This window comes from Candidatus Aquicultor sp. (assembly GCA_036504445.1).
Taxonomy (GTDB): domain Bacteria; phylum Actinomycetota; class Aquicultoria; order Aquicultorales; family Aquicultoraceae; genus DASXVE01.
The window spans coordinates 1-19,013 of record DASXVE010000034.1; the positions used below are offsets into that span (position 1 = coordinate 1).

Annotated in this window: 20 protein-coding genes; all 20 read left to right on the top strand. The window is 51.5% G+C overall.

The features are described from left to right. The first annotated feature begins 147 nt into the window (after positions 1-147). The 20 genes from fliD to VGK02_11235 all read left to right on the top strand — a co-directional run bounded on the left by fliD (position 148) and on the right by VGK02_11235 (position 18,966). Positions 148-1,560: a flagellar filament capping protein FliD gene (gene fliD / locus VGK02_11140; protein HEY3375594.1), complete on the top strand. Its 1,413-nt coding sequence runs from the start codon at positions 148-150 to the stop codon at positions 1,558-1,560. 14 nt (positions 1,561-1,574) lie between these two features. Then, a complete protein-coding gene (gene fliS, locus VGK02_11145) occupies positions 1,575-1,946 on the top strand; it encodes a flagellar export chaperone FliS (protein HEY3375595.1) in 372 nt (123 codons plus the stop codon). Between the two features lie 258 nt (positions 1,947-2,204). Continuing rightward, positions 2,205-4,049, top strand: coding sequence for a glycosyltransferase (locus tag VGK02_11150; protein HEY3375596.1), 1,845 nt, complete (start codon positions 2,205-2,207; stop codon positions 4,047-4,049). Between the two features lie 145 nt (positions 4,050-4,194). Next, positions 4,195-6,294 carry a hypothetical protein gene (locus VGK02_11155; protein HEY3375597.1) on the top strand — a complete coding sequence of 700 codons (2,100 nt, stop codon included), beginning with the start codon at positions 4,195-4,197 and terminating at the stop codon, positions 6,292-6,294. 186 nt (positions 6,295-6,480) lie between these two features. Further along, positions 6,481-6,672: a hypothetical protein gene (locus VGK02_11160; protein ID HEY3375598.1), complete on the top strand. Its 192-nt coding sequence runs from the start codon at positions 6,481-6,483 to the stop codon at positions 6,670-6,672. A 261-nt stretch (positions 6,673-6,933) separates the two neighbouring features. Beyond that, the gene (locus tag VGK02_11165) at positions 6,934-7,119 is read left to right on the top strand and encodes a helix-turn-helix domain-containing protein (protein ID HEY3375599.1); all 186 of its coding nucleotides are present in this window, start codon (positions 6,934-6,936) and stop codon (positions 7,117-7,119) included. A 122-nt stretch (positions 7,120-7,241) separates the two neighbouring features. Next, positions 7,242-7,655: a flagellar basal body rod protein FlgB gene (gene flgB, locus VGK02_11170; protein HEY3375600.1), complete on the top strand. Its 414-nt coding sequence runs from the start codon at positions 7,242-7,244 to the stop codon at positions 7,653-7,655. 2 nt (positions 7,656-7,657) lie between these two features. Continuing rightward, positions 7,658-8,083 carry a flagellar basal body rod protein FlgC gene (gene flgC / locus VGK02_11175; protein HEY3375601.1) on the top strand — a complete coding sequence of 142 codons (426 nt, stop codon included), beginning with the start codon at positions 7,658-7,660 and terminating at the stop codon, positions 8,081-8,083. 19 nt (positions 8,084-8,102) lie between these two features. Beyond that, complete coding sequence (fliE, locus tag VGK02_11180) at positions 8,103-8,399, top strand: flagellar hook-basal body complex protein FliE (protein ID HEY3375602.1); 297 nt, start codon at positions 8,103-8,105, stop codon at positions 8,397-8,399. A gap of 15 nt (positions 8,400-8,414) precedes the next feature. Further along, on the top strand, positions 8,415-10,055 hold the full coding sequence (gene fliF / locus VGK02_11185; protein ID HEY3375603.1) for a flagellar basal-body MS-ring/collar protein FliF: 1,641 nt from the start codon (positions 8,415-8,417) through the stop codon (positions 10,053-10,055). A gap of 17 nt (positions 10,056-10,072) precedes the next feature. Next, a complete protein-coding gene (fliG, locus tag VGK02_11190) occupies positions 10,073-11,110 on the top strand; it encodes a flagellar motor switch protein FliG (GenBank protein ID HEY3375604.1) in 1,038 nt (345 codons plus the stop codon). Then, a complete protein-coding gene (locus VGK02_11195; protein ID HEY3375605.1) occupies positions 11,103-11,777 on the top strand; it encodes a FliH/SctL family protein in 675 nt (224 codons plus the stop codon). Before fliG ends, VGK02_11195 begins: the two co-directional genes overlap by 8 nt. Next, positions 11,770-13,110, top strand: coding sequence for a flagellar protein export ATPase FliI (fliI, locus tag VGK02_11200; GenBank protein ID HEY3375606.1), 1,341 nt, complete (start codon positions 11,770-11,772; stop codon positions 13,108-13,110). Before VGK02_11195 ends, fliI begins: the two co-directional genes overlap by 8 nt. Positions 13,111-13,195: 85 nt before the next feature. After that, on the top strand, positions 13,196-13,645 hold the full coding sequence (gene fliJ, locus VGK02_11205) for a flagellar export protein FliJ (protein ID HEY3375607.1): 450 nt from the start codon (positions 13,196-13,198) through the stop codon (positions 13,643-13,645). Positions 13,646-13,655: 10 nt separating this feature from the next. After that, positions 13,656-14,318, top strand: a complete 663-nt coding sequence (locus VGK02_11210; GenBank protein ID HEY3375608.1) for a lytic transglycosylase domain-containing protein — start codon at positions 13,656-13,658, stop codon at positions 14,316-14,318. A gap of 30 nt (positions 14,319-14,348) precedes the next feature. After that, positions 14,349-14,903 carry a hypothetical protein gene (locus VGK02_11215; protein ID HEY3375609.1) on the top strand — a complete coding sequence of 185 codons (555 nt, stop codon included), beginning with the start codon at positions 14,349-14,351 and terminating at the stop codon, positions 14,901-14,903. A gap of 31 nt (positions 14,904-14,934) precedes the next feature. After that, positions 14,935-16,569, top strand: coding sequence for a flagellar hook-length control protein FliK (locus VGK02_11220; protein HEY3375610.1), 1,635 nt, complete (start codon positions 14,935-14,937; stop codon positions 16,567-16,569). Positions 16,570-16,584: 15 nt separating this feature from the next. Next, entirely contained in the window at positions 16,585-17,112 is a 528-nt protein-coding gene (locus VGK02_11225; protein ID HEY3375611.1) for a flagellar hook capping FlgD N-terminal domain-containing protein, read from the top strand. 46 nt (positions 17,113-17,158) lie between these two features. Further along, positions 17,159-17,545 (top strand): TIGR02530 family flagellar biosynthesis protein, encoded by a 387-nt coding sequence (locus VGK02_11230; protein HEY3375612.1) that lies wholly within the window; start codon positions 17,159-17,161, stop codon positions 17,543-17,545. Between the two features lie 122 nt (positions 17,546-17,667). Next, complete coding sequence (locus VGK02_11235; protein ID HEY3375613.1) at positions 17,668-18,966, top strand: flagellar hook protein FlgE; 1,299 nt, start codon at positions 17,668-17,670, stop codon at positions 18,964-18,966. Positions 18,967-19,013: the final 47 nt, after the last annotated feature.

The window sequence follows — 19,013 nt, forward strand, 5'->3', positions numbered from 1 at the left end:
GTTGCAAGATAACAAGCAAGTCGTTATCCAGTTCTTGGATAAGAACGGCGAAGTTATCAAGCAGATACCACCCAAAGAAGTCGTTGCGGCGTACGAACGCATGAAAGAAATGCAAAAAAGCGGATTTGAGAACGAGGCGTAGATATCATGAGCAGTGTAACGACGTCCGGTATATTTTCCAACATAAACACCGATGACATTGTCAGCAAGTTGATGCAGGTTGAGCGCCAGCCGCTTGTGAACCTTCAGAAAAAAGAGGCCGATTACCAGGCAAAGATAACCGGGCTTGGTTCACTTCTTTCGTCAATTTCGACCTTGAAAGGGTCGATGACAGCGCTGAAGGATAGCAATATCGTGGGCATGAAAGCGGTATCGAGCAATACCAACATCTTGGCTGGAGTCGCAACGACCGGCGCTTCTGCTGCTCACCACACCATTAAAGTTACTAACACGGCAACCGTGCAAAGCATCTATTCAGCTGCATTCACCAATACAACCGATCAGGTTGCCGATCTCTCACTGAACAACACACAAAAAATGCAGATACAGGTGGGCAGCGGGGCCGTCTTTACTATTACCGTTGATGCGACCAACAACTCACTGAAAGGCTTGCGGGATGCGATCAATGGCGCCAAAGCCGGAGTTGGCGCATCTATAGTAAATGATGGGACAGGCAATAGACTTTTCATTACATCAAATACAACCGGTGCTTCAAACAAAATCACGATAAAAGTTGACGAGAATAACAATGGGATATATGAAGAGGCGCCAACTGAGACCGATGCGACGGGGCTCTCGAGACTTGCGTTTAACGCGACGTATGATGTGAACGGTGCCGTAATCGGCGGTATCACCAATATGACACAATCTCTGGCCGCTAAGGATGCCTTGCTTATAGTTGATGGTCTTACGATTACGAAATCATCAAATTCGTTTACCGACGTTATTGAAGGTGTCACAATTGCCCTAAAAGATGATTCCGCTGGAGGCACAGTTAACCTTGATATAGTAAAAGATACCGATGCGATAAAATCCAAGATAAATGCTTTCGTCACAGCGTATAATGCTGCGATGAGCACCTTAAAAAGCCTAGAAGGCACAAAAGATGCGAAGGGCTCTATTGGAACCGATAGCACCCTAAGGTCCTTAAAGAACACGCTTCGAGATATGGTGACTAATAACTATAGTAATAGCTCACTGGCAGTGCTCGGCGTCACACACGATAAAACCGGCGTCTTATCTTTTGATTCGGCGACCTTTGATAAAGCACTGGTTGGTAACGAGCAAAATGTTGTGGCTACGATAAACGCAGCGGCGACAGCGCTTGAGAGCACGCTGAGTACTTATGAAAAGCAAGTCGTACCTGACAAGCAGAAAGCCTATGATGCTACGGCAAAACTTCTCGCCAAGAAAGAAGAGTCGCTAACGCTCAGGCTTGATAAAATGGAAGCAGATCTAAAGAAGAAATATAATAATCTCGATAAAGTGATGCAACAGCTTCAAGGGCAGAGCACCTATCTGACTCAGCAGGCTGCGGCCAATTACAATAGTAGCAAATAGGAAGGGTTAAGACAATGGCAACCACAGCTTACGCACATAATGCGTATACAAATACAATGGTCACTACCACGACCAATCCGCTCGACCTCATAATCCAGCTTTATGATGGTGCCATAAGTCGGCTAAATAAAACCGCATTTTACATGAACAAAGGCGATTTAGGTAAAAAGGTTCATTATTTAGTCCGTGCAATAGCGATTATCGAGGAGCTCCTTGCCTCCCTAAATACCGAAGAGGGTGGCGAGGTTGCGCAGAACCTTCAAGAGCTCTATGTCTACATGCTTAAAGAACTTACTTTAGCCAACGCAAACAACGATGTTGCGAAGGTTAAACATGTGGAAGCACTATTAAGAGATCTCCTAACAGCGTGGAAGCAGATCAGATAATAATACAAACGTGAACTAGTCGAAAGGTTCACTTCATATGGAAAAGCTTATATAGAACTCAAGAATACCAAGGCCGCGACCGGCAAATATATTCTTGAGTTCTTTGCTTTCTAGCGGTTTTTGCCACTTTACGCTTGCTTTACAACAGAGCGGGCGTCAGATAGACTTTTAATTAGCTATGCCCGTCGAGAAGGCGGCTCTTAAGACATAATATAAGCCACAGAAATACTTTTAGTTGCAGCGGTAAAAGGGGATGCGGTGAAGGTCTTATTCGTAAACTCAGGCCCATATCCAGCGTATGAGCCGGTCGATAGGTATATCGATCTCTCGCTTCAGAGCATGGATATCGATTATCGCCTCTTTGATCTTTCGGCCCACATCGCATTTTTCAACCATGCATTTGGTTTATCGAAGGAACACGCGGGCATTAATTACTCCCCGGACGCGCTCCATTTCTACTCTGCCGCACCGTTGCTGCAGGTGGTAAGCGAATTTGAGCCCGACCTTGTATTGACTATTAACAGTTGCAGCCTTCCAAAACCCCTGGTCGTATCGATACAGAAGATGGGGGCAAGCGTCGTACTCTGGGCTGTCAACGATCCATATAATATAGAGCGCACTATTAACTGTGCCGGTGTGTACGATTACATCTTCACCGTTGAAACCGCTGCGGTTAACTTGTACCGGGAATGCGGCTGCGATGTTGTCCACCAGCTGCCGCTGGCGGCACATCCCAAGATATTTAAACGCCTGGTAGAGCCGCAGTTTAAATCGGATATCTGTATCGTGGCGCCTTCGCTTTCCGATAACGCGCTACTTATAAATGATGTCGTCGAGTATGCGGCCGAATGCGGGCTTTTACTTAAGATATTGAGTCCAGGCGTTGCTCATGACGACAAGCTGCCTGTTGCCGACAACGGCAACTTTCTGCACTTCGATACAGTGGCTGCTCATCCGGCGGATGCGGCGCGCTATTATGCCAATGCTGCTATCGTTGTGAATGTTCACCGGGCGCCCGATGTATCGGCTATGGTCAACGGAAGCCAGTACGACCTCGAGGCGCTTTCGCCGCACGGTGCGATATTTGAAGTTGCCGCAAGCGGTGGGTTCCAGCTCATCGATAACTCGCGTCCCGAACTGTACCGGCATTTTGATATCGGCAGTGAGGTCGACACGTTTGCCTCCACCGACGAGCTCATTAAAAAGATCGATCTCTACCTTGGAAACGAGCAGCGCCGTGCTGAGATGGCGCGAAACGCAAAAGAGCGCGTCTTGCGGGAGCACACGTTTAACCACCGGCTCGAGTTTATCCTGGATAAGACGGTAAAAAGAAACCAAAACACTATTCTGACGCATGTGATCTCAACGCCCGAGCGCGAGCACCCGTACATCGGGGTGCGTGACGGCGCTTTAAAGCAGAAGATGAGCCAGCTGCTTGTGCAGGCTGTTTCGCCCGAGGCGAAACGCGTGCTCGATATCGGGTGCGGCGAGGGCATGCTCGGGGAAATGCTTAAATCGGTCAATATGCGCGAAGTTGTCGGCGTCGAGGTTAACGATAACCTTGCCACACAGGCGCGTGACCGGCTTGACCGGGTCATCGTCGGCGATATCGAGGAGGTCGAGCTTCCGTTCAAGAACGGCTATTTCGACTGCATCATCTACGATAACGTGCTCGAGTGCTTAAAAGACCCGCGCCGGCTGATCTCGCGGCAGCGCAGGTTTCTCACGGCTGACGGACAGCTCATAGCCTCTGTATCCAACAACCTGTATTTCCCGGTTATCAAAGAACTGCTTGGCGGTCGTGCGCGCTACCGGGCGACGCGGGCGTCGGAGAGGGCGGGCTCCGTTCGTTTCTTTACGCTGCGCGAGGTAGCCCACATGTTTAAGTGGGCGGGCTACGAAATCTTAGCGGTGGAAGGTATCGAGGGCGAGCGGATCGACGAAGACGAGGCGCACGCGTTTATGAAGAAGTTAAAGACGCTCAATATCGTACCGGAAAGCCTCGAAGTAGAGTGCCGGTATGCCCAGTACCTTGTGGTGGCGAGAAAAGCGTTAACCGATGCAAAACAAGGCGTAAGTTTATCGTTGGTAAAGGCCACATAACGTAACCGGGCTGTAAGGCGATCGGTAATGATACATAATAATAGTAATAGTAGCGCTAGTAAATAGAGACGATAGGCCGGGGCTTGCGTTAGGGAATAGGTGAGCAGACGGTGAATACCGGCATTATTGAGCAGCAGGTGGGTAAATGGAGCAAGGGTTTCAGCCGTTCATAGTCAATTCACACGTAGATACCGATGATAATATCTCGCTTGGCACCGATCCGGTGGTGCTCTATGCGGAGCAATACCTTGATAGCCCATGGCGGGCTCCCGATATGTATGTCTCGAATCCCATGCTCAGCGTTGTGGTGATCGCTCATGACGGTGCCTGGGGGTTGTCGAGCACTCTTGAGAACGTGCGAAGTGTTGCCGATGAACTCGTCGTTATTACGATGGATGATACCGCGGATGTGGTTGCGGGGCATATCGACGCGACAATCGTACCGGTTGAATGTGTCGACGCCGCTTCGGTACGCTCCGTTATTTCACAATACGCGACCGGCGGCTGGATTTTGGTTATAAATGCCGGTGAAGAGCTCGGCTTTATCGACCGGTCGCAGGTTCGAAACCTCCTTGAAACCACCGAGTTTGACGGCCTTTTCTTGAGCGAATTTTCAGCCAGCGGCGCCGGGGCCGGTATGGCTCTTTACAACCTGTCGTTTCGTTTGTGGCGGAACCAGACGGATGGCGTGCTGGCTGGTGACAAAAACACGCAGGGAGGCGGCTGCAAGGCCGGAATCGCCGACCTTAAAATTTTATGCCCCTCGGTAGGTGACAATATCGTTACCGGGTGCGCCGGTCTTAATCTTAATGCGTCCGCTTTGCTAGCCGAAGAGGACCTAGGTGAAATAGCCGCCCTCTATAATTTGGGAGCTGAGCGCATCGGATGGGGCGACCTCGAGGGCGCCTTAGATGCATACAAGCAGGCATTTGCCAGTCTGCCGGCTTCGATGCACCGGCACGCGCCGTCGCTCGTCCGCAATATCACACTGTGCTTACGGGAGCTTGGCAGAACCGATGAGGCTCGTAGTGTAATCGCCGATGCCATAGAGGCTTACTCTGACTTTTCCGACCTCTACCACCTGGATGGGGCGGTGCTCTTCGATGCGGGAGAATTTGCCGATGCGGCTGAGTGCTTTGCCACCTGCGTGAACATGGGCCCGGCTTCCCAGCCATACATCGGCCAAGCGGGCGTTGGCGGGTATTTATCCGCCTGCATGCTCGGCGATTCGCTAGCGGCCATTGGTAGAAACGAAGATGCCGTTAACGCATACCGGCACGCGCTGTCGCTAAACCCCCGTTTTGAGCCCGCGCTCGTTGCCCTTGGTGAGAGCCTCGGGCGCACCATGAAACCAGAAGAACTCAAAGAGACACTCGAGCAGCTCATCGATGCGACTTCCGACACGGCGCTCCTGGCGGTCGCCCGTGTTTTGGTGGGGTTGGGCCACTATGCCTACGCTCTTGACTACCTCGATCGCCTGCAGAGCATCACGTCTATACCCGAGGTTACCGTGCTTAAAGGGCAGTGCCTGGTCAACGTGCGGCGCTACGGCGAGGCGCTCGGAATGTTGGGTTCGGTGAATTGGGTAGAGCAGCCCAACATCGATGCGCTCACCGACACGGCGCTTTGCTATGCCCTCGTCGGTGACTACGAGAATGCGCGCCAAACCATCGATACATTTAAAGACCATCAAGAGTACCGCGTCCAATATGAACTGTATCGCGCGCTTTTGTGCGCGCTTAGCTGCGAGCCGATTACACATGAGCTATCCAGGGACGAGCTTTATGAAGCGCTCGATAGCGCAACTAATGTGCTGCGAAAGTTGTTGGATTTAAAGGAGCTCGGCGCGTTTGAGCGTGCAACGGCAGTACTCTCGCATCTCGGGTGCGCCGACGGCGAAACCGATCTTTTGCTTGGAAAAATCTATTACGATGCCGGCCATAATGACCTTGCCGTCGAGCGGCTGATAGGCGCGTATGAGTGTGACGCTGCCGACGGAGAGGCTTTTTTCATCCTCGGCCGCACTGCTCTTAGCAGCGAATGCTATGAGGAAGCAAAAATATTCTTCTATGAGGCGTTGGAAAGGGGGATCGAAGAATACGCGCTCTACATTTCGCTTGCCCGGGCTCTTACTAAGCTCGGGCAGATAAGGGAGGCGCTCGATGTGATAGACGTGGGCGCCGAGAAGTATCCCGATGCACAGTTAATAAAAGAGATCAAGCAGAGCATCGCGGAGCTAATATAGCGTGATTGTCGGGCGGGCTGTGAAACCGGCAGCAGGACCGGCGAATGTTTCGTAGTTTTTCGTAAGAGATTTTGAAGTTGGCTCTTAAGTTGCTACTTGCCTGGACCGATATATCAAATATAAGTTCTTTAAACAAACGCCAAATGTCGAACCAGGATTCAGGATTGTTACTTAGGAGTGTTAGCAATGTCAGAGGCAGCAAAGGAATTACGTTCAGAAGATTCAAGGGTAAAGTTGATTCAAGTGGCTGGACTGGAAACAGAGGCCAAGGAAAACCGACCGACTGAGGTTTTTCGCTCAAACTACATTACAGTCAACCTCCCAGAAGACCCTTCTGAGCAGCGCTCAAGCATCGTATTCCATGCTGCACGCAACTAACAGAAACTACTAAATCTCCCTAAGTACGGCTCAGTATCGTGTGCTATTAATACTATCTAGAAGTTTGCTATCTGATATTAAACGATAGTAAGGAATCTAACAGCGCACATAGAATAGTATTCGATAATAAACGATAAAATAGCCCAATATGTAATTAATCAGTTGCTATAGAAACGAAAATTATTCTACAATAAACAAAGCCGTTGCTTATTCTTCTAAGCAAGAAACCGCAAACGCAGCGGTGCGAACCGGGGGAGAGTAATGAATAGCAGCACAATCGAAATTATGACTGCAAAACAATTGGCCGAGTACCTGCAGATGAGCCAGATCACGATATGCAGACTGGCCAGGGAAAGGAAGCTCCCCGGTACGAAAATCGGCAAAGAATGGCGTTTTCCAAAAGAACTAGTAGATAAACTAATCGCTTCAGGTGGCGGTTTCGAATAAATCGAAACCGCAACGGCATGCATCACGAAAGTCGTGCGTGTCGGGCAGGGTCACAGCATACCGCTGTGTAGCTTGCCGCATGAGACATCGGAGCACGTTGAAGCACATGGGAGTGACAGACATTGATAGGGGACCTATTCTCAAACGACGCCTTCACTGCGTTGCGCACAGGTATAAGCGCATCTTCCCTCAGACAGCAGGTAATCGCCGGCAACATAGCGAATATAAACACGCCCGGGTACAAGAAGCAGGCTGTGAGCTTCGAGGACGAGTTTAAGCTCGCTGTTCGTAACAAAATGACGCCAACACTCACAACGACCGACCCAGAGCACATGCCGGGCGGGCGAGACGTAAGCTCTGTCCAGGCAAAAGTTACGACGATCAATTCATCGTCAATGCGTGAAGATGGCAATAATGTCGATATCGACGAAGAGATGTCGAACCTTGCTGAAAACGGGCTTCGCTATAACGCAATGGCCCAGCTTATGGGCTCTCATTTCAGCACGCTTCGAACTGTCATCAACGGAGGTAGATAAGGATGAGCCTTTTTTCTACGCTGCGTATTAGTTCATCGGGTCTTACGGCAAATCGTCTGTGGCTCGATACGATATCAAGCAATATTGCCAACGCTAATACGACGCACACCGCTGAGGGCGGCCCGTATCGCCGCCTGGATGTGATTATGGCGCCGCAAGGCCAGAGCTTTGCACAGGCCTTCGGGAATGCCACTTCATCCGCTAAACAAGGGGTTGAAGTAGTTGGAATAGCAAAAGATTCGAGCACACCGAGGATGGTCTACAACCCGAATCATCCCGACGCGGATGCAAACGGTTACGTAGCAATGCCGAACATCAATATCGTAACCGAAATGGTAAACATGGTTTCAGCTCAACGCGCATACGAAGCAAACGTGACAGTCATGAGTACGGCTAAGAGCATGGCCGTTAAATCACTAGAGATATAGTTGAGAAGGGCTGGGCATTATGCAAATCACACCGTCTTTGATTAAGCCGATCAGTATCGGCACAAAAGAGCAGCCGGAAAGCCAATCCGCCAAGGCTATTGGATCGTTCGCAGATATGTTTAACGATACCATCAAGCAAACAGATGAGATGCAGAAGAACGCTGACAATGCGGTACAGAAATTTGTCGCAGGTGAGATCGATATCAGCGACGTCATGATAGAGACGGAAAAAGCCAGCACCGCGCTGCAACTCACAATACAACTCAGAAATAAAGTCGTTGAAGCGTATCAAGAAGTAATGAGAATGCAGATCTAGCGATCGAGGTAGCCGATGGCAACACCCGCTGCAACACTAGAAAAAGCCCAGGTAGGGTGGAGTAAGCTTGAGATAAACCAGAAAATGATTATCGTAATCACGGTAGTCCTGTTTGTGGTTGCTCTGGTTTCACTGGTTTATTGGGTATCCCGCCCATCGTACGGCGTCTTGTTCTCTAATCTGAGCCCGGAAGATGCGAGCTCCATCGTAACTAAGCTTCAAGAGCAGAAGATAGCATATCGCCTGAACGGGTCTTCAATTATCGAGGTGCCGCAGGACAAAGTATACGAAACCAGGATATCCCTAGCAGGGCAAGGGCTTCCACAGGGGGGAACGGTCGGCTTTGAGATATTCGACAATGCAAGTTTCGGCATGTCGGATTTCCAACAGAAGGTAAACTACCGCCGGGCGCTCGAAGGCGAACTCGCCCGCACGATCTCTCAAATTAATGAGGTAGAAGGTACACGGGTGCATATTGTAATACCGGAATCGTCTCTCTATACCGATCAACAAAACCCGGCAACCGCTTCGGTTATCATTAAACCGAAGGCAGGCATAAAACTCCAGGGCGGCCAGGTCCAGGGTATTGTGAACCTTGTTGCGCGAAGCGTTGAGGGGCTAAAACCCGAGAACGTGACACTGGTGGATACCGACGGTAATGTGCTCAGCGACGGCCAAGGTGATTCGGCCGAGGCTATCGCGAGCGGCTATACTAAGACGCAGCTGCAGGCAAAGCAGCTCTACGAAAGCAGCCTCGAAAAATCGATCGGCTCCATGCTTGGCAAAGTGCTGGGGAGCGAGAGCAATGCCGTTGTGCGCGTATCGGCGAGCCTCGATTTCACATCGAAAGAAACCAGTACCAAACGGGTCGAGCAAGGGGATAACCCTGTTATTATGAGCCAGCAATCATCAACCGAAAAATTTACCGGACCGGGGTCGCCGCCCGGTGGCGTAGCCGGTGTTACCGGGCAAACCTCAGGCTCAACATCCACAAATACCCAGGCAAGTACCACATATCCTGCGACGACGCAGAGCACGCAATCGAATAATTATTCTCGCAAGGAAACAACCACAAACTATAAACCGACCGAGGTCGAAGAACATGAAGTTAAACCTCCGGGTGAGGTTAAGAAGCTTTCGGTGGCAGTTGTCGTCAACAACGACGGCACGAAACCGATCCAGAACAAGACGATAGAAGGCCTGGTCTCAGCAGCGGCAGGTCTCGATAAGACACGAGGTGACGTGCTTACGGTAAGCAGCGTGCCGTTCGACACCGCGTGGGTTAAGAAAGAAGAAAAAGCGATGGCCGATGCGCAGAAGCAGGACTTGTACGCCAATATCGCAAAGTACGCGCTGGTGGCCGTTTTATTGATAGTTGCACTCTTTGTTGTCAGGAAGGTGCTATCCGGCATGCAGTCGAGCGGGCACCGCCAGGAAAATTTTATCGGGCAACCTATCTCGCAGCTTAGCGTGTCGGGTCTCACGGCAGCAGAGTTTGACGATATAACCATTGATAGCGACCTAACGCCTGAGAAGAAGAAAGAAATGGCAATCCAGCAACGGAAACGCCAGCTTGCAAGGGAAGAGCTGCAAAACCTTGCCAAAGAGCGGCCGCAAGACGTCGCTCAGCTGCTAAAATTGTGGCTTAATACGTAGCATAGAGGTAGATAATTATGGCAGGGAATAAACTGCGGGCGAGAAACACGCGAACCAGCATACCCGATAGACAAAAGGCAGCAGTGCTACTTCTTGCGCTTGGACCGGATATTTCGGCTCAGATTATTAAGCGACTCAGCGAATTCGAGGTCGAAATTCTGGTCGCCGAGATTGCGCACGTCGAGAAGATGCCGCAGGATGTCACCGATACGGTGATGAAGGAGTTCGGCGACATTTACCAAGCCCAGGGCTTCATTACGTCAGGTGGCTTGCAGTATGCAACCGATATGCTCGAGCGAGCCGTCGGTAAATCGAAAGCCCGCGAGATTATCGAGCGCTTGACGGCAACGATGGAGATCGCACCGTTTCACTTCTTACGCAACGCCGACCCTAACGAAATCTATAGTTTTTTGGAAGACGAGCACCCACAGACAATAGCGCTCGTTTTATCGCACCTGAAGCCGGAGCAGGCTTCCGTAATCGTAAAGCAACTCAGCACGAACTTACGGGCTGAGGTTATTCGACGCATTGCGCTTATGGACCGCACGACCCCTGATATTATCTCCGAGGTTGAGAGTGTCCTTGAATCGAAAATATCGTCTCTGGCACGAGGGCAAGAATACTCGACAGTTGGCGGTATCGATGCAACGGTAAAAATTCTTAACTCGGTCGATCGTGGTACCGAGCGAGCTATCTTAGAGGTCATGGAGGACGAAAACCCGACGCTTGCCGATGAGATTCGCCGCAAGCTCTTCACTTTCGAGGATGTTATCACCCTCGAGGATCGAGCGGTACAGCGCGTGCTCCGCGAAGTCGACTCCAAACAGCTCGCGCTTGCACTCAAAACTGCGAACGAAGACCTCCGAGAGAAAGTATTTGCAAATATGTCGCAGCGCGCAGGCGAGATGCTGCGTGAGGATATGGAGTTCCTCGGCCCGGTACGCCTGAGAGACGTCGAGCAAGCACAGCAAGAAATCGTCAACACCGTACGACGCCTCGAGGAAGACGGCGAGATTATCGTCGCTCGCGGCGGAGAGGAAGAGATTGTTGTCTAAAGTTATTCGCAGCGACAGTCACATCAAAGCGGCCCATTTTGGGGAGCTTGAGGCTGGTCCTGTTTTAGGACAGGGGATGCTGCCCGAGAGTCATCCTGGCTATGCTGCGCTTATCGACGACGCGAAACAAAAGGCAGAGCAGATAATAAACGACGCCATGATCAGAGCCCAACAAATCGAGCAAGAGGCGTATCAGAAGGGGCTCCAGGTAGGCGTTGATATGGTACACGCCGAGATGGCGCAGGCAGCAAGTCTGATCGGCTCTATAGCCGAACAGGCGCTTGAAGAGAAATGGCGGATCATCCGCAGTTACGAAGAAAATGTCGTCGAGTTGGCGGTACAAATCGCTGAGAAAGTCGTCGACGAGCATATAGAACTTAAACCAGAGGCTGTCGTCGGCATTGCCAAGCGAGCATGTACTCTGACCGCAGAGCGCGAGCATGTGCGCATTCGCGTCAACCCGGGCGATGTGGAGATAATGAAAGCGCACAAAGAAGACCTTATGGCCGCTATCGATGGCATGCAAAAGATCGAGGTCGTTATGGATCGCCGGATACGAAGCGGTGGCTGTATTCTTGAAACGGCCTCGGGGAACGTCGACGCACGCATTCAATCGCAGTTCGGGCAGCTGGAGCAAGCGCTGAAAGAAGTCACGAACGATGAGTAAGCTTGAGGTTAAAGAGCCTGATTTTGCAAAGTTCAGTAACGTCGTACGGATGACCACACCGATTAAGCAAAACGGCAAGGTAACCCAGGTCGTTGGCTTGGTTATAGAATCACAAGGGCCGGCTGCGCAAGTCGGCGAGCTGTGCCATATCCAGATTGCACGTAACGTACCGCCGGTTGCAGCTGAAGTCGTGGGCTTTAAGGAAAACCGGGTATTGCTGATGCCGCTCGGTGAGATGAGCGGGATAAAACCCGGAAGCGAGATTATTGCGAGCGGCAAGTCGCTTTCAATCGGGGTTGGCGAGACGCTTCTTGGACGAGTGCTCGATGGTCTCGGGCACCCGATGGATGACGGTGGTCCGGTGCTTACTATGAAGGACTACCCGCTTTACAGCAAACCACCGGACCCGCTTAGAAGAGCGCGCATTCGCGATCACTTAGCGGTCGGCGTAAAAGCGATGGACGGCACCCTGACCTGTGGTAAAGGCCAGAGGATTGGTATATTTTCCGGTAGCGGTGTCGGTAAAAGTACGCTGTTGGGCATGATTGCCCGCAACACAACAGCTGACGTAAACGTAATTGGTCTGATTGGTGAGCGCGGTCGCGAGGTTCGCGACTTTATTGAGAAAGACTTGGGGGAAGCGGGCCTTGCCCGCTCAGTGGTTATTGTCGCCACATCCGATCAGCCGGCGCTGATTCGCCTGAAAGGGGCTTTTACGGCAACGGCTATCGCCGAGTACTTTCGCGACCAGGGCAAAGACGTCATGTTCATGATGGATTCGGTGACTCGTTTTGCGATGGCCCAGCGCGAAGTGGGCCTCGCCATCGGTGAGCCGCCTGCAACCAGGGGATACACGCCATCGGTATTTGCTTTGCTGCCGAAATTGCTTGAACGTTCCGGGACCGGGCAGCAGGGCAGCATTACCGGCCTCTATACCGTCCTGGTAGAGGCTGATGACATGAATGAACCGATAGCCGATGCGGTCCGCGGTATCTTGGACGGCCATATTGTCCTGTCAAGAAGACTCGCATCGCAGAACCACTATCCGGCCATTGATGTCTTGCAAAGCGTGAGCAGGGTTATGCCTGACGTCGTCAGCCGCGGGCATATAACGGCAGCCGGGCAGCTGCGCGACGTACTGGCAACTTACCGTGAAGCCGAAGACCTGATTAACATCGGGGCGTATGTAAACGGGAGCAACCCGCGAATCGATTACGCGATCGAACTGATAGACGAGGTTAATTTCTTTTTACGGCAGGCGGTAGATGAACGACAAGATTTTACGGCAACGGTAAATGATCTATTAAATATATTCTCGGCGACCGCGCATTAACGGCGGCCGGCTAGCGAACAAAAAAAACAGCAGATAAATGGAATAAGACACGCACTATTATGACGCAGCAATAAACGAGGCATAGGTGGAAAAGTTTAAGTTCAAATTACAGCCGGTCCTTCATCATCGCCAGAAGAAGGAAGATATCGCAAAGAAGGAGCTTGCAGATATCAAGCAGCTGTTTGAAGCGGAAAACCGGCTGCTTGAAAAACTACAAGGACGGCTCGCTGATCTGCAGGAAGAGATCAGACAAAAACAGCAGGTAGCCGTCGATGCCGCCGAAGCAACAGTATATACCAACTACATCGAACGGCTCAAAAAAATCATCGGGGAGCAAATACTTAAGCTGGAGCAGCTCGCACAAGAAGTAAGGGGAGCCCAAGAGCGCCTACTCGATACAACGAAAGATAAGAAAGTACTCGAGAAGCTCCACGATAAGCAATACGAGGAATACCGGCACGAGTCGGAAAAGGTAGAGCAAAATTCGATAGATGAGCTCGCGACCGTACGCTATAGGCGCGACATAACGTTTTAAGGGTGCTGCTATGTTAAGTGACATTACGAACGTAATGAACCGTATACAGGAGATACAAAGTCGTTTCGGCGCTTCTTCAATGCAGCAGACCACTCCGGCATCGGCAACCGGAATCACGACTGATCCGCTATTAACACCGACCGATGCTACGTCGGGTGAATCGACGGATTTTGCTTCGATTCTCGGTCAAGTTGCTACAAGTCAAGCAGCCGGCATATCGAACAACGCACCTACCGCTGCCCAGGCTTCGCAGAAGAGCGCGAGTGCTGCGGCAGAACTAAATATGCCGGGGAAGGCTTCAGCATATGCGGGACTCATTCAAAACGCTGCGGCCAAGTACGGTCTCGATCCGAGCCTTATTACGGCTGTTATTGAGGCGGAATCGGGTTTTAACTCACGCGCTCGGTCGCAGGTAGGCGCCGCCGGTCTCATGCAGCTCATGCCGGCAACAGCCCGGTCGATGGGCGTTAGCAATGCGTATGACGCGGCGCAGAATATCGACGGTGGTTGTAAATATCTAAAGATGATGCTCAATAGGTTTGGATCAACAGAGCTTGCGCTCGCAGCATACAATGCCGGGCCGGGTAACGTGAAGCGTTACGGCGGGGTACCGCCGTTTAGAGAAACCCAAGCATATGTAGCGAAAATCATGCATCGCGCCTCGGAGCTTTAAAGGGTAATTGAACTATAAGGGGTTACCGATTTGGCAGCAAATACGGATAAGAAGCAAAAAAACGGAATAGTCTTGGCAGCGATTATGGTCGTTATATATGCGATTGTCCTGGCGGGAACGCTCCGCTATACAGGCGTCATCGGAGGGACAAAGACTAAGACCACGGCCAAACAAACAGCGACAAAGACGCAAGAGAATAATAAACAAGATGCGGAAAAAGACACGAATACTTCTTCGACAACGGAAAAAAAGACACAAGTTGCCGATAATAAGAAAGGTACGCCGACAACGACGACGACTTTGGCGCCAACGACTACAACGACAACGGCGCCAATAGTAACAACAACCTTGCCGGCGACTACCACGACATCGCTAAGCTCCCAAGGGAGGCTCAAGAAGCTCGTGAGAATATATGAAAGCATGGACGCCGAGCAAGCGGCGGCTATCCTCGCAAAGCTAAATGACAATGAAGCTGTTGCCATCTTGAGCTTAATGAAGACAGACTCCGCGGCGCAAGTGCTCGCCGCTATGGACGCCAAACGAGCGGCTAACTTAAGTAAAATGCTGGGGTTACATGACCAGTAACGATAGAGAACAAACGAAAGGAGGTGACACGATGAACATTCTAGATATTCAGATGACGCAAACCCTCATAGCGCAAACTCAGGGCTCAGGCGGTACAGGGTCAACGCAGACCGGTGAAGGCGATGTGTTTAGCGCTCTCTTTGGGGACATCGTAGCCCAGCTGCAAGGCGGCTTACCGGGCAGCGGTCAGAATGCGTCCCTCATGAGTATCTTGGCCGGCTTGTCCAACCAGGGCAATCTTACTCAGCAAACGCAGCTGTTATCGGCGGGGGCCGGTCAACTTGCAGGGCTTACTTCGACAGAGCTTAATGGCCTCAATAGTATGTCGGGGCTTCTGGCGATGCTCGGCCAGAAACTTGCAGGTATGATGTCGCAACTTCTTGCAGGCAATCAGCAGACCGGCACAACGGCCGCTACGATATCCGATATGGCGCCGCTTCTCGATACCATTATTTCGAGTTTGAGTACACCGCAAAGCTCGCAAGCCGATACAATGCTGGCCAAGCTGTTCGTAGAGGTTAAAGAACTACTTAAAGATGGCGGTTTGCAGGATGGCCTTAAAGGCCTAGCCGAAAATCTGCCTGAAGAGCTCAAGCTCAAGATAAGCCTGCAGTCAAGCGACACCAACGCGCTCTCAAAAGACGACCTCAACCTACTCTACAGTAAGCTTATTGCAGACCTTCTTGCCGTGGCCCAATCGCAAAGCGTAAACGCCGATAGCGGCCCTACGACCGCGTTAGGCACCAATCAGGAAACACTCACCGGGCTCATTATGGCGAAACTAGGGGCGCTACAGGGCGTGATAACGCCTACAACTGGCGGTGATATGGCTAATACCGCACAGCCAAAAGCCTCGCAAGCGGTCACTTCGGATGTCATTACGGGCGGAGAGCCAGGGGGTATCGTTCTCCAGCAACCGGTGGCCACCGATGCCGGTATGAATGACGCGCAAGCAGGTACATCCGATGCCAAACCTAGCAGCGAGCAAACCGCTCCTGCGGCACAGCATGCCGGTGCCAAGCGTACGCTCAGCGATTTCGGAATGCAGGCGCAAGCTGCACGGGACAAAGCGCATGCCGACGCGCCTCAGGGTTCGGCCGCAGGCGACACCGATAAGGTTGCCGAGACGACGGTAAAACAGCCCCTGTATAGCGTAACGACCACCGATGTATCGAGCGCAGCGGGATTAGCGGATTCGAGCACAAGCGCCGTATCAAACACCCAAAAGCCGGCATTCGTACAAATGGTCAATCCCGACCAAATACTCAAACAAATCATTGAAAAATTCGATGTACTGGTGGCTGATGGCAGGAGCGAAGCAAGGATCGAGCTTAAGCCGAAATACTTGGGTGAGCTTAAGATCCACCTGATCATGGAAGGTGGCGCGATGAAGGCGTATCTTGAAGCACCATCGCACCAGATAAAGCAGATTCTCGAGGCCAACCTTTCCAGTCTGAAGCAAACGCTTGAGAACCAGGGGTTGCAGGTACAGGACTTCGATGTATCTGTCGGGCAGGAGCGCAGTGGTAACAACCAACCGTTCGGCCAGTTTAACCGTCGTAGCGGTAACGGCATGGTCGAGCAAGTATCTACCGTACGAGAAGCCCAAAGCGTACAGGCTGCCTATAATCTCGATGGTTTGAGGGCGGTTAATTATCTCGCGTAAGGAGGTGACAAAAGTATGGCAACAGACGCTGTAACAGGAACAACGAATACGAGCTCAACACAAAAGACCAGGACGACGACGAACGAAGGCCAGGTAAAGCTCGGCGACAATACGGGCAAAGACAGCTTTTTAGAGCTGCTCGTTACCCAGATGCGCTATCAAGATCCGCTGTCGCCGGCAAAAGATACCGAGTACATCGCCCAGCTTGCGCAGTTCAACACGCTCGAGCAGATGCAAAACCTGAACACCACAATGGAGACGGTGTTTAAGCGCATGCAGATGAGCGAGGCTAGCAACTTGATCGGTTGGCATGTTGAGGCTAATATCCCCACAGGGGAAGATACCAATAATGATGGTACAATCGATACCGCTACGGTAAACGGCCTGGCCACTGAGGTTAAATTCGTCGATGGCGAGCCAAAGCTTATAGTTGATGGCAAGGAGATTAGTCTCTCTGATATTACCCGTGTTTATGCGGCAACCGCAGCGGCAAATAGCAATAAGCCGGACACAAGCACAGCAACCGATAACACAACTAGTTAAATAGCGTATAATAATGGCCGATAACTAGTACGAAAGGAGGGAAACAATGGTAGATAAGATATTCGTGCCGCCGACGCCTGTGCAGCCGGTTGAGAAAGTAAGACCCGGAAAAACTGCGCAACCTACAACTAAAAAGCCGGACGGCCCATTATTTAAGGATGTCCTGGTGGGGCAAATCGAGGGCGTCACGTTCTCAGCCCATGCAAAGGCGCGTCTGGATGCACGAAATATCAAGCTAACCGAATCGCAGCTCGACCGGATTAACTCCGGCGTAGAGAAAGCGGCGAAGAAGGGTGCCAAAGAATCGCTCGTTCTCGTCGACAATGTGGCTCTTGTGGTGAGCGTAAAGAATAAAACCGTCATTACGGCTGTCGATGATAAAAGCATCAAAGAGAATGTTTTTACCAACATCGATAGCGCAGTAGTAATGTAAGACGCTTTTGAACTGGACCTCTCTGAGGAAGTTCATGAGTTGCCGATCGACTGAAGCAACTTGGGCGACCAGTTCACCACACGCCAAAAAACCATGTAAACATTTAGGGAGGTCGATGCGCTATGATGCGCTCAATGTTTAGTGCCGTCTCGGGTCTTCGAAATCACCAGACCCGGATGGACGTAATCGGCAATAATATTGCCAACGTAAACACCGTCGGCTTTAAAGGAAGCCGCGTCACGTTTCAAGATCAGGTCTACGAGTTAATGCGCTCCGCCAGCGCCCCGTCAAACGGTCTTGGCGGTTCAAACCCGCAAGAAGCCGGTCTCGGTATGATGGTCCGCTCGGTTGACACGCTTATGACCCAGGGGTCACTCGAGACTACCGGTAAATCGAGCGACGTCGCCATTCAGGGAGAGGGCTTTTTCGCCCTGGACACCGGGCAAGGCAAGGTATATACTCGTGTCGGCGCGTTTGATGTCAACCTGCAGAAAGACCTGGTGGACCCGGCAACCGGCTACTATGTCATGGGTTGGTTGAACAATAACAATCCGGCGAAGCCGGATACCATCGATGCCAGCATGACCCCGACGCACATTAGTATCCCGATGGGTCAGTTAATGCTCGCAAAATCGACGACGAACGTTGCCTTTACCGGCAACCTCGACGCAAGCTCGGCGGTTGGCACAACCGCAAGCGCAACCGCGCAGATTTTCGACTCGCAAGGTAAAGCATGCCCGCTTTCGTTTTTGTTCACGAAAACAGCGGCGAATACATGGACGTACGCAATAACCCCGGTCGCGCCGGCAGCAGTCGTATCCGGCGGTGCCGGCACACTTCACTTTAACGTCGACGGCTCGTTTGACACAACCGCATTATCAACCGTACCGGCGCTCACCATCAACCCGGGAAGCGGCGCGAGCAACATTGTTGTACCGGCGCCTATATACACGCAGGCAAACCCGGGTGGTATGGATTTCACTAAAGCAATCCAATTCGCATCGGGGAGTACGTCGGGGGCAAAATCCGACATCAAAGCCCAGTACCAGGACGGTTTCCCGATGGGCGCGCTCGAGAACTTCTCGATCAGTGTCGACGGCACTGTTACCGGCACGTTTACCAACGGTATGAACAAGCAACTCGGCCGTATCGCCCTCGCCGTCTTCGCCAACCCGGCCGGTTTGATGCATACCGGTGGCACGATGTTCAGGCAATCGAACAACTCCGGTGAGATTCATTACAGCGCGCCTACAACGGCTGCCACCGGATCGCTTGTATCCGGCGCGCTCGAGATGGCAAACGTCGATCTTTCGCGCGAATTTACCAGTATGATCATTACACAGCGCGGCTTCCAGGCGAATTCACGAATCATCACAACATCCGACGAAATGCTGCAGGAGCTTGTAAACCTTAAGCGATAAGTCGCGTAAGTAAAGCATAATCAGCTTATACGAGAAGATGAGCTACG

What these genes read in the sequence shown, in the direction of transcription:
- fliF (HEY3375603.1), top strand. Translation starts at nt 8,415, where the DNA reads ATGGCAACACCCGCTGCAACACTAGAAAAAGCCCAGGTAGGGTGGAGT.
- VGK02_11160 (HEY3375598.1), top strand. Translation starts at nt 6,481, where the DNA reads ATGTCAGAGGCAGCAAAGGAATTACGTTCAGAAGATTCAAGGGTAAAG.
- VGK02_11210 (HEY3375608.1), top strand. Translation starts at nt 13,656, where the DNA reads ATGTTAAGTGACATTACGAACGTAATGAACCGTATACAGGAGATACAA.
- VGK02_11165 (HEY3375599.1), top strand. Translation starts at nt 6,934, where the DNA reads ATGAATAGCAGCACAATCGAAATTATGACTGCAAAACAATTGGCCGAG.
- VGK02_11220 (HEY3375610.1), top strand. Translation starts at nt 14,935, where the DNA reads ATGAACATTCTAGATATTCAGATGACGCAAACCCTCATAGCGCAAACT.
- fliE (HEY3375602.1), top strand. Translation starts at nt 8,103, where the DNA reads ATGCAAATCACACCGTCTTTGATTAAGCCGATCAGTATCGGCACAAAA.
- VGK02_11230 (HEY3375612.1), top strand. Translation starts at nt 17,159, where the DNA reads ATGGTAGATAAGATATTCGTGCCGCCGACGCCTGTGCAGCCGGTTGAG.
- VGK02_11235 (HEY3375613.1), top strand. Translation starts at nt 17,668, where the DNA reads ATGATGCGCTCAATGTTTAGTGCCGTCTCGGGTCTTCGAAATCACCAG.
- fliD (HEY3375594.1), top strand. Translation starts at nt 148, where the DNA reads ATGAGCAGTGTAACGACGTCCGGTATATTTTCCAACATAAACACCGAT.
- VGK02_11225 (HEY3375611.1), top strand. Translation starts at nt 16,585, where the DNA reads ATGGCAACAGACGCTGTAACAGGAACAACGAATACGAGCTCAACACAA.
- VGK02_11155 (HEY3375597.1), top strand. Translation starts at nt 4,195, where the DNA reads ATGGAGCAAGGGTTTCAGCCGTTCATAGTCAATTCACACGTAGATACC.
- fliS (HEY3375595.1), top strand. Translation starts at nt 1,575, where the DNA reads ATGGCAACCACAGCTTACGCACATAATGCGTATACAAATACAATGGTC.
- flgC (HEY3375601.1), top strand. Translation starts at nt 7,658, where the DNA reads ATGAGCCTTTTTTCTACGCTGCGTATTAGTTCATCGGGTCTTACGGCA.
- fliG (HEY3375604.1), top strand. Translation starts at nt 10,073, where the DNA reads ATGGCAGGGAATAAACTGCGGGCGAGAAACACGCGAACCAGCATACCC.
- fliI (HEY3375606.1), top strand. Translation starts at nt 11,770, where the DNA reads ATGAGTAAGCTTGAGGTTAAAGAGCCTGATTTTGCAAAGTTCAGTAAC.